The sequence below is a fragment of the Streptomyces sp. genome, from assembly GCF_050698815.1.
Classification (GTDB): Bacteria; Actinomycetota; Actinomycetes; order Streptomycetales; family Streptomycetaceae; genus Streptomyces.
On sequence record NZ_JBOHCV010000087.1, the window covers coordinates 1 to 10,051 of the forward strand.

9 protein-coding genes and 1 pseudogene are annotated in these 10,051 nt (G+C 68.2%); all 10 read right to left on the reverse strand.

Features of this window, described 5'->3' with window-relative positions:
• The coding region (locus ACRDP3_RS03450) for an MlaD family protein (protein ID WP_431515304.1) at positions 1-280 on the reverse strand (280 nt) is incomplete at its 3' end.
• Positions 277-1,419 (reverse strand): MCE family protein, encoded by a 1,143-nt coding sequence (locus tag ACRDP3_RS03455; RefSeq protein ID WP_431515305.1) that lies wholly within the window; start codon positions 1,417-1,419, stop codon positions 277-279. The genes ACRDP3_RS03450 and ACRDP3_RS03455, both read right to left, overlap by 4 nt.
• On the reverse strand, positions 1,416-2,432 hold the full coding sequence (locus ACRDP3_RS03460; protein WP_431515306.1) for an MCE family protein: 1,017 nt from the start codon (positions 2,430-2,432) through the stop codon (positions 1,416-1,418). The genes ACRDP3_RS03455 and ACRDP3_RS03460 overlap by 4 nt, the downstream gene beginning before the upstream one ends.
• Positions 2,429-3,457, reverse strand: coding sequence for an MCE family protein (locus ACRDP3_RS03465; protein ID WP_431515307.1), 1,029 nt, complete (start codon positions 3,455-3,457; stop codon positions 2,429-2,431). Before ACRDP3_RS03465 ends, ACRDP3_RS03460 begins: the two co-directional genes overlap by 4 nt.
• The gene (locus ACRDP3_RS03470; protein WP_431515308.1) at positions 3,454-4,773 is read right to left on the reverse strand and encodes an MCE family protein; all 1,320 of its coding nucleotides are present in this window, start codon (positions 4,771-4,773) and stop codon (positions 3,454-3,456) included. Before ACRDP3_RS03470 ends, ACRDP3_RS03465 begins: the two co-directional genes overlap by 4 nt.
• Before the next feature lie 3 nt (positions 4,774-4,776).
• Positions 4,777-5,604, reverse strand: a complete 828-nt coding sequence (locus tag ACRDP3_RS03475; RefSeq protein ID WP_431515309.1) for an MlaE family ABC transporter permease — start codon at positions 5,602-5,604, stop codon at positions 4,777-4,779.
• 2 nt (positions 5,605-5,606) lie between these two features.
• Entirely contained in the window at positions 5,607-6,377 is a 771-nt protein-coding gene (locus ACRDP3_RS03480; protein WP_431515310.1) for an MlaE family ABC transporter permease, read from the reverse strand.
• On the reverse strand, positions 6,374-7,333 hold the full coding sequence (locus ACRDP3_RS03485; RefSeq protein ID WP_431515311.1) for an ABC transporter ATP-binding protein: 960 nt from the start codon (positions 7,331-7,333) through the stop codon (positions 6,374-6,376). Before ACRDP3_RS03485 ends, ACRDP3_RS03480 begins: the two co-directional genes overlap by 4 nt.
• A gap of 454 nt (positions 7,334-7,787) precedes the next feature.
• Entirely contained in the window at positions 7,788-8,834 is a 1,047-nt protein-coding gene (locus tag ACRDP3_RS03490) for a sigma-70 family RNA polymerase sigma factor (RefSeq protein WP_431515312.1), read from the reverse strand.
• 325 nt (positions 8,835-9,159) lie between these two features.
• Positions 9,160-10,051, reverse strand: a pseudogene (locus ACRDP3_RS03495) (aconitate hydratase); the annotation flags it as partial.

A 10,051-nucleotide genomic window follows, 5' to 3' on the forward strand; every position in this document is an offset into this window, starting at 1 on the left:
AGCCGCGCAGTTCCACCTTCTCGACAGCCCCCACGGTGACGTTGTTGACCTTGACGGCCGACTGCGGCACCAGGTCGAGGACATCGCGGAACTCGACCGTGACGCGGTAGGCGTTGCCGTCCGCGGCCGCGCCACCCGGCAGTTGGACGTCCTGCAGGCCGCCGAACTCGCAGCCGGACAGCAGGAGTGACGAGGCCGCTGCCCACACGGCGACGACATGCGGGGTACGGAGCGCGCCCGATCGGCGTCGCTGGGAGGAGGTGTTGAGGGATTCGCTCATGCCCGGGCTCCCAGGATTCCGCCGAGTGTCCGGTCCATGGAGGGCGCGCCGCCGGCCGATTCCGCGACACCGGTGACCGGGTCGCCCTCCGGCAGCTCGGGCAGCCGCTTGAACATCTTCTGCAGCTTGTTGCAGTCGGCCTTCTCGCCGGCCGTCTTGAGCACCGAGCACAGCAGGGACGCGGGGTCCTGCGGATGTTCTGCGTTGTTACGGGTGTCCAGGGTGCCCGATTTGGGGTTGTAGGCGTTGTGCAGGTTCCCCAGGCCGGTCGGCGCCACCTCGAGCAGCTCCTCCAGTGCCGCCCGCTGTTTGACCAGGACGCGGGTCGTCTTGCTGAGGCCCTTCACGTTGGACGTGAGGGACTTCTTGTTGTCGTGCACGAAGCCGGACACGTCGGTGAGCGCGACGGACAGGTGTTTCGCCGCCGCCGCGAGGTCCTTGCGTTCTCCCGCGAGTTGCTTGGCCACCTTGGCGAGGCTGTCGTTGAACGACCGTACGTTGTCGTCGTCGGCGGCCAGCGCGGCCGTGAACACCTGGAGGTTCCGTACCGTCCCGAACAGATCCCGCCTGCCGTCGGAGAGGGTCGTGACCGCCTGCGACAGGTCCTTGACCGTGGTGTGCATCTTCTTTCCCTGGCCGTCCAGGTTGTCCGCGCTGACGCCGAGCAGCCTGGACAGCGAGCCGTCCTTGTTCGCTCCGCGAGGGCCGAGCGACTCCGAGGTCGTGTGGAGACTGTCGAAGATCCGGTCCAGCTCGACCGGGACCGCCGTCCGGCTCTGCGGGATGACCGCGCCGCTCGCCATCGTCGGGCCGTTGCGGTACGCGGGCAGCAGCTGGAGGTAACGGTCGCTGACCACGGAGGAGTTGATGATCGCGGCCTTGGCGTCGGCGGGAACCTTGCGGTCGGCCTCGTACTCCAGCTTCACGCGGACCCGCCGGCCCTGCGGCGTGACGCTCTTGATCTCGCCGATCCTGACGCCCAGTACACGTACGTCGGATCCGGGGTAGACGCCGACGCTGCGCGGGAAGAACGCGGTGACCTGAACCGTCCGGGCCCGCGGCCAGAGCAGGACGGTCAGTCCGGCGACGAGGGCCAGCGCCACAACGAGCGCCAGCGGACGGGCGTGTCGCCTGATCATCGGGAACCCTCCGGAGGTGTCTTCGCGGACTTCGCGGAATCTGCGCCCCGGGGGACCACGGGCGCGGGGGCGACCAGGTTCTGGATGTAGCTGTCGAACCACCGTCCGTTGCCCAGGGTGTTGGTGAACACCCGGGAGAACGGGGCGAGGAGTTTGACGCTGCGGTTGAGGCTCCCCTCGTTGCGCTCCAGGAGGTCGACCACCTTGTTGAGCCGCTTGAGCGCCGGCCCGATCTGCTCGCGGTTGTCGTCGACCAGGCCGGACAGCTGAACGCCGAGCCCGGCCGCGTTCCTCAGCAGTGACCGGATGATCGCCCGCCGTTTGTTGATCTCCTTGAACAGCTTGTCGCCGTCCTTGATCAGCTTGATCAGCGTGCTCGACCGGTCGGAGAGCACACCGGTCACGCCGTTGGCATGGCTGAGCAGTGTCTTCAGCTCCTGATCACGCTTCGCCACGGTCCTCGACAGCCGGGAGAGACCATTGATCGACGCCTTGACCTCGGCCGGGGAGTCCTTGAACGTCTTCGAGATGGTGTCCATCGCGGTGGCCAGCCGCTGCGTGTCGACCTTCTCCGAGGTCGTGGTGAGGTCACTGAACGCCTGCACCACGTCGTACGCGGCGACCGTGCGCTTCCGCGGGATCTCGCTGCCGGGCTCCAGTTGCCCCGGACCCTCCGGCTCCAGGGAGAGGTACTTGGCACCGAGGATCGTCTTGACCCGGATGGAGGCCCCGGACCGGGTGCCGAAGTGCGGATCGCCCTTGACCCGGAAGGTCACCTTGACGTGGTCGCCCGCAAGGTCGACCTCGTCGACCTTGCCGACCTTCACCCCGGCGATCCGTACCTCGTCGCCGGACTTGAGACCGCCGGCCTCGGAGAACGCCGCGGAGTACTCCTCGCCGCTGCCGATCAGCGGAAGGTCCTGCACGTTGAAGGCCGCGGTCATCAGCAGCGCGATCGTGGTGAGTCCGGCGGCCCCGATCATCACGGGGTTGCGCTCGCGGAAGGGGATCACCGGCCGCACCTCGCCTGGGCCACGTGCATCTCCGGAGTGAGCACCTTGCCGGTCTTCGGCAGTACGACCCGGCCGTCGAAGTCGCAGAGGTAGAAGTTGAACCAGGAACCGTAGGAGGCCGTCCCGGTCAGCTTGTTGAGCTTGCGCGGCAGCCGTTGCAGGACACCCTCCACGGTCTTCTCATTCTTGTTCAGCGTTCCGGAGAGCTCGGACAGCTCGGCGATGTCCGACTTCAGCGCCGGGCGGCTGTCCTTCAGCAGGCCCGAGGTGGCGCCCGCCAGGTCGTTCATGCCGACGAGCGAGTCGCCGATCGCCTTCCGGTCGGCGGACAGCCCGGATATCACCCGCTGCAGCTGACTGAGGAGCCCGGAGAAGCGGGCGCTGCGCTTGTCCAGGGACCCGAGCACCTTGTTGAGGTTGGTGATGACGGAGCCGATCAGCTTGTCGCGGTCGGCAAGGGTCGTGGTCAGGGAGGCGGTGTGGGCGAGCAGGCTGTTGATCGTGCCGCCCTCTCCCTGGAAGGTCTTGATGATCTCCGATGCCAGCTGGTTCACGTCCTTCGGACTCAACGCGGCGAACAGCGGCTTGAACCCGTTGAGCAGAACGTTCAGGTCGAGTGCCGGCTGCGTACGGGAGAGCGGGATCTGCCCGCCCGCCGGCAGCTTCGATCCGTCGCCGGCGCCCTCGGTGAGGGCGATGTAGCGCTGCCCGACCAGGCTGCGGTAGCGGATGACGGCGCCGGTGCTGGTCAGCAGTGGCCGGTCCTGGGAGGCGGTGAAGGAAACCTCGGCCAGTGTCCGGTCCTTGATCCGGATCTCCTCGACCTCGCCCACCCGCACACCGGCCACCCGGATGTCGTCACCCACCTCCAGGCTGGTGACATCGCTGAACACCGCCGTGTACGTGTCCGTGGGGGTGAACCGGATCTTGACGATGGTGGCGGCGAGCAGTGCGGTCGCGAGCACCGTCACCACGGCGAAGATGCTGAACTTGACCAGTGGCGCGGTGGTTTCCATCGCCCTCATGCGACGCTCACCCCCGTTCCGCGGGCCATCGGCCCGAAGAGCAGGGTCGCCACCGCGGGCACCTCGTCAGCCGGGACCTCCATGACCGGGGCCACCAGTGAGTTGACGAGACGCTGCTCCGCGGGCGTACCGGACAGCGTGTGTCCCGCTGCGGGGGACGCACCGGCGGAGCCCGCGCGCGTGCCGTCGTTGAGCTTGAGCGGCGGCGCGGGTTTGTGCGGGTTGGGCAGGCCCCGGCAGTTGGGCCCGGAGCGGTCGGCGTAGCGCGGTTCCTCGCCGGGTTTGTAAGCCGGGCGCGGAAGGGCGAATTCGAGGGTGATGTGCATCTTTCCACCGGCGTACATCTGCTCGGCGAGCGGTTCCGACTTCACCAGGCCGTCGAGCAGGCAGGGGTATTCGGGCGAGTAGCGCGAGAGGAGGGCGAGGGTGGGGCGGGAGACCCGGTTCAGTGTGATGAGCCGGTCGCCGTTGTCGTCGAGGAACCCTTCAGCGGTGTTCGCGGCGGTGGTGGTCCCCGTCAGCACCGACTTCAGCGCCTCCTTCTTCTGCACCAGGGTCCGGCTCGTGGTGATGGAGTTGCGCAGGACCCGCAGCAGGTCGGGAGCGGCGTCTCCGTATATCTCCGTGACGTCGGCAAGCCGGGAGATGTCCTTGTGCAGCGCCGGCATGTGCGGGTTGAGCTTGCGCAGATAGCGCTCCAGCCGCGTGAGGTTGGCGCCGATCGCCTCGCCCCGGCCCTCCAGCGCGGTGGAGAACGCGGACAGCGTGGCGTTCAGCTTGGCCGGCTGGACCGTGCGCAGCAGCGGGAGCAGGTCGTTCATCAGCTTCTGCAGCTCGATGCCGACCTTGGTGCGGTCCTGCGTGATCACGTCTCCCGCCCGGATGGGGCGTATCGCCGAACCGTCGCGGCCGTCGCGGCCGTCGGGACCTTCGGGGACGTCGGGAACGACCAGGTCCACGTACTTCTCTCCGAACAGCGTCTTGGGCAGCAGCCGGGCGTTGACGTTGGCGGGTATGAGCTCGGTGTGTTCGGGCTTGAGCGCGATGTCGAGCGTCGCCTTCTCGCCGTCGGCCCGTACGTCGCGTACCTGGCCGACGATGAGCCCGCGCAGCTTGACGTCGGCGGAGGGTTCCAGCTGGTTGCCGGTGGTGTCCGCCTCCAGGGCGATCCGCACGGCGGGGGTGAAGACCTGCTGGTAGACGGCGACGGTCAGCGAGAGCATCAGCCCGAGGACGACGAGGAAGACGACCCCGGTCAGCCGCAGTCTGGTGGTGGGGGCGAGTTGCCCCAGCTTCAGTTTCCTGGAAACAGTCATCGGCTACCCCGCGATCCTTACGGTCGTGCTGGCGCCCCAGATCGCGAGGCTGAGGAAGAAGTCGAGAATGTTGATGGCGACGATCGACGTACGCACCCCGCGGCCGACCGCGACGCCGACGCCCGCGGGGCCGCCCTTCGCGTAGTAGCCGTAGTAGCAGTGCACGAGGATGATCACGATGGCGAAGCAGATGACCTTGCCGAACGACCAGAGCACGTCGACCGGTGGCAGGTACTGCTGGAAGTAGTGGTCGTAGGTGCCCGCCGACTGCCCGTAGTAGCCGGTGGTGATGGTCCGGGCGGCGAAGTAGGAGGAGAGCAGCCCGACCACGTAGAGGGGGATCACCGCGATGAACCCGGCGATCATCCGGGTGGTGACCAGAAAGGGCAGCGACGGGATGCCCATCACTTCGAGGGCGTCGATCTCCTCGCTGATCCGCATCGCGCCGAGCTGTGCGGTGAAGCCGGCGCCGACCGTCGCGGACAGGGCGAGGCCGGAGACGAGCGGGGCGATCTCCCGGGTGTTGAAGTAGGCGGACAGGAAGGCCACGAAGTTGGAGGTGCCCAGCTGGTTGAGCGCCGCGTATCCCTGAAGGCCCACCTCGGTGCCGGTGAAGAAGGTGAGGAAGGCGATGACGCCGACGGTGCCGCCGACGACCGCGAGTGCTCCGCGGCCGAAGCTCACCTCGGCGAGCAGGCGCAGCACCTCCTTCTTGTAGCGGCGCAGTGTGCGGCCGGTCCAGGCGAGCGAGCGCCCGTAGAACGACAGCTGGGTGCCCAGCTCCTCGAGCGAGCCGAGCGGGCCCTTGATGAGACGATCCGGCAGAGCCATGGCTATCCCCTCTGCGGAACGACTTGGAAGTAGATCGCCGTCATCACGAAATTCACGACGAACAGCAACATGAACGTGATGACCACCGACTGGTTCACCGCGTCGCCGACTCCCTTCGGTCCGCCCTTCGCGTTCAGTCCCTTGTACGAGGCGACGATCCCCGCGATCGCGCCGAAGACCAGCGCTTTGAGTTCCCCGGCGTAGAGGTCCGGCAGCTGGGCGAGGGTGGTGAAGGAGGCCAGATACGCGCCGGGGGTTCCGTTCTGCAGGATCACGTTGAAGAAGTAGCCGCCGGCCACGCCGACGACCGAGACGAGTCCGTTGAGCAGAACCGCCACGAGCATCGAGGCCAGTACCCGGGGCACGACCAGGCGGTGGATCGGGTCGATGCCGAGCACCTCCATGGCATCGATCTCCTCGCGGATCTTCCGCGCGCCGAGGTCCGCGCAGATCGCTGTGCCGCCGGCCCCGGCGATGAGCAGCGCGGTCACGATCGGCGAGGCCTCCCTCAGGACCGCCAGGACGGAAGCGGCTCCGGAGAACGACTGAGCGCCGAGCTGCCGGGTGAGGCTGCCGATCTGCAGCGCGATGACGGCGCCGAACGGAATGGAGACGAGCGCGGTCGGCAGGATCGTGACACTGGCGATGAACCATGCCTGCTGGATGAACTCCCTCGCCTGGAACGGCCGCCGCGGCAGGGCGCGCAGTACGTCGAGGGCCATCGCGAACAGGCTGCCGGAGTGTTTGAGAGCACCGATGGGTGAGAGGCTCATGTGCCCGCCACCGCCTGCCGGGACAACGCTTCCTCGCGCGCGGCGATCAGCTTCCAGCGCAGTGGGCGGTCGATGCCCGGGCTGGGCAGCAGGCGCGGAGTGACGCCGGCGCCGGTCGCGCCCTTGCCGCCCATCGGGCCGCGGTGGTCGCCGGCGTCGAGCTGGGCCAGTTCCTGCTCGACCTGGGCGGCGTCCTTCTCCTCCGCCATTCCGATCGGACCCTGCATCCGGCCGTTGAGGAACTGCCCCACGACCGGCTCATCACTGGCGAGCAGCTGGTCGCGTGGACCGAACATGACCAGCTCGCGGCGGAACAGCAGCCCGATGTTGTCCGGCACCAGCCGGGCCGAGGCGATGTCGTGGGTGACGATCAGGAAGGTCGCGTCGATCTGCGCGTTCAGGTCGACGATCAGCTGGTTGAGGTAGGCCACTCGCACCGGGTCGAGACCCGAGTCGGGCTCGTCGAAGAGGATGATCTCCGGGTCGAGCACCAGCGCTCTTGCCAGCCCCGCTCTTTTGCGCATGCCCCCGGATATCTCGCCGGGCAGCTTCTCCTCGGCTCCGATCAGGCCGACCATGTCCATCTTCTCGAGCACGATCTTCTTGATCTCGCCCTCTCGCTTGCGGGTGTGCTCACGCAGCGGGAAGGCGATGTTGTCGTAGAGATTCATCGAGCCGAACAGCGCGCCGTCCTGGAAGAGGACGCCGAACAGCTTCCGTACTTCGTACAGGTCGGCTTCGCGCAGGCGCGTGATGTCCCGTCCGGCGATCTGGATCGAGCCCTGCTCGGGCTTCAGCAGTCCGACGAGAGTCTTGAGGAACACCGATTTGCCCGTGCCCGAAGGGCCGAGCATGACCGATATCTCCCCGGCGGGCAGCGTCAACGAGACGTCCTGCCAGATGACCTGGTGGCCGAAGGACTTCGTCAGTCCTTCCACACAGATCTCGACACCCATGTAGGGCCCTTTCAGCGATGAACACCAAGAACGAATGATTCAAGACACATAGACGGTGATAATCAGCCATGCCTCCGCTAAGAGCAAGGGGTCGGGGCCGGGCGAGCAGGCGAGAAGGAGGGATTACCGGCCCACCCGGCCGATGAGCTCACCGGGCACGGGGTACTGAGCGACCGCCGTTGGATGCGGCGTGGTCGCGTTCGCCGGTGAAGAATTGGGCAGCGGTCCGGACCGCCGCGGCGGCGGCTACAGGAATGGCCCGATCAGCGCCCGACTCGAGGTGCAGGGTGAACTCTCTCCTTCCGATCTCACCCTGCGGTGCTGTTCGCCTGTGGAGCAGGTTCATATCTGCTCTACGGGGACGGGCGGCCTGTCCGTCGCTGCAATCGGAAGTTTTTTCGGCGGCCGGCGCGGCATGCCGGACCATGCCTGTCCGAGGCGAGCCGCTACGGGCTCAGCGCAGGGGCTTCCGTACCTCTGTGGGCAGGGCGCCGCTGCCAGGAAGTTCAGTCGGATCAGGCTGGGGTGCGCCCGCGTCCGTCGGCACGGCGGGCCGGGCGGGGGTCGGCTTGACGGTCGGGAGCTTCACGTCGAGTTGCCGGGACGGCACCGTGGGAACAGCGGGAACAGCGGGAACTTCCGGGGTAGCCGGCGCCGACAGCTTCGGCACCAGGGACGTCGCAGCGGAAAGCGGCTTCCTGGGGCCAGGCAACCGGGTGGGGCCGTCATCCGGCCGTGCGGTCGAACGGGGCGGCGGCGCGGGCTCGTCCCGGCCACGCTCCCGAGCCGGCTCCTCGACCGCTTCCGGTCTGGAGACCTGAGGCGAGCGCGGTCGGTCCCCTCCGTCCGAATACGGCAGAGCGATCCCCAGAACGGCCAGGGTTACCGCCGCCGTGGACGCCGCTGCCGCCACCTGCGCGCCCCCGGTCTCAGGTCGGCCGCGCACCAGCCAAACAGCGAGAGCCAGCGTTCCGGCCAGCGAGCTTCGCATCGCCCGCCGGGCCCGCGCCAGCAGTGACTCGGTTGCCTCGTAACTCAGTCCCATGCGCGTGGCGACCTGATCGACGTCGAAGCCCTCCGACTTGAGCCGGAGCGCCTCGGCCTGGCGGGTGGGCAGCGACCTGCTCCGCCGCGCCAGCCACTTCGCCTCCGCCCGATCGCACACCACTTCCTCAACGGGCACCGGCGCGGGGGCGGCCAGCGCGGAATGGCTGCCCACCTCGGCCTCCCGGTTCAGCTGCCGGTACCGGTCGACACACAGCCGCATCGTCACCGTCGTCAGCCACGCGGCCAGCCGCTCGTCGTCCAGGTTCGGGTGCTCCCCGCCGCGGAGCAGTGCCTCGTGCACGGCGTCCTCGGCATCCTCGTCGCTCATGGACCGCCGGCGAGCCACCTTCAGCAGCTGCTCGCGGTGGCCCCACATGCGCTGCCACCGCTCGTCACCCCGATCGACTGCGTCGCCCGCTCTACCGGGATACAGCTGATACATGTTCCTCGCCATGGGCACCCCTTCGAACCCTCGAGATCAACCCGAAACGAACCTGCCTACTCAGGACAAATGGCGGCGCGATACGACGCCCGGTGGCCCGGGAGCCGGGTTTGGCACCTGGGACTTTCCCTGACGCCACAGGCCGGTTGACGGCCTGAACGCCAAGGCGACGTTACTTCTCAGTACTACTGGCGGCGAGAGGGCGTAGGCGACAAAAATGTCACAATTCTCCGACAGGGGGCGGGCGCTGCCGGGCCGACGGGCGCGAGGGAATTCAGCCTGTCCACGGCCCACGGCCCCTGCTGGGACGCGCTCGCCGGGGATCTGCTCGACACCCCTACGCCGGCGGCACCGCTGTGTTTCTCGCGGCGAGGGCCGGGATGACGCCGCCCCCGGTTACCGCCTCGCGCTGGCGCGCGGAGAGGCGGTGCCGCACGGCGTACTCTTCGTCCCTGGTGACGTTCCGCAGCCGCAGCGTCCCTTCCGGCAGCGACCCCGGCGACCCCGCCTCCCCGGTGAGGGCGTCGTGCAGGCCGTCGAGGCGCAACGTGTCGCCGGGCTCGATGCGCTCCCAGTCCCCGCCGTCCTCGAACTCCAGTGGTAGCACACCGAAGTTGACCAGATTCTGCCAGTGGATGCGGGCGAAGGACTTGGCCACGACGGAACGCAGACCGAGGTGGCGCGGGGTGATCGCGGCGTGCTCGCGTGAGGAGCCCTGCCCGTAGTTGTCCCCGCCGACGACGAAGTGCCCGTTGTTCGTGTCATCCGCCGCCGCTTCCGCCGTGCGCCGGGGATAACCGGCGTCGATGCGGGTGAAGGTGAACTCGGCGAGCTTGGGGATGTTGGAGCGGTAGGGCAGTGCCCGGGCGCCCGCCGGCGAGATCTCGTCCGTGGAGACGTCATCCCCCGCCTTCAGCAGGACCGGGCCCTCCAACGTGTCCGGCAGCGGGTCGAGCTCCGGCAGCGCGGAGACGTTGGGTCCGCGCACCAGCTCCACGGCGCGGGCCTCCGCCACGGGAAGGGGCGGTTCCAGCATTTCGGTGTTCACGCTGGCGCGCTCCGGCAGCGAGAGCCGCGGCGGCTCGGCGCCGGCCCGTGCCGCCCAGTCCCGGGGATCGGTGATGACGCCGGTCAGTGCGGAGGCCGTGGCCGTCTCGGGGCTGCAAAGATAGACTTGATCTTCCTTGGTGCCAGAGCGCCCTGGGAAATTCCTGGGCACCGTGCGCAAG

Bases quoted from the DNA above. Each gene is read 5' to 3' on its own strand.
- ACRDP3_RS03480 (WP_431515310.1), bottom strand. From the start codon at position 6,377: ATGAGCCTCTCACCCATCGGTGCTCTCAAACACTCCGGCAGCCTGTTC.
- ACRDP3_RS03475 (WP_431515309.1), bottom strand. From the start codon at position 5,604: ATGGCTCTGCCGGATCGTCTCATCAAGGGCCCGCTCGGCTCGCTCGAG.
- ACRDP3_RS03470 (WP_431515308.1), bottom strand. From the start codon at position 4,773: ATGACTGTTTCCAGGAAACTGAAGCTGGGGCAACTCGCCCCCACCACC.
- ACRDP3_RS03465 (WP_431515307.1), bottom strand. From the start codon at position 3,457: ATGAGGGCGATGGAAACCACCGCGCCACTGGTCAAGTTCAGCATCTTC.
- ACRDP3_RS03455 (WP_431515305.1), bottom strand. From the start codon at position 1,419: ATGATCAGGCGACACGCCCGTCCGCTGGCGCTCGTTGTGGCGCTGGCC.
- ACRDP3_RS03485 (WP_431515311.1), bottom strand. From the start codon at position 7,333: ATGGGTGTCGAGATCTGTGTGGAAGGACTGACGAAGTCCTTCGGCCAC.
- ACRDP3_RS03490 (WP_431515312.1), bottom strand. From the start codon at position 8,834: ATGGCGAGGAACATGTATCAGCTGTATCCCGGTAGAGCGGGCGACGCA.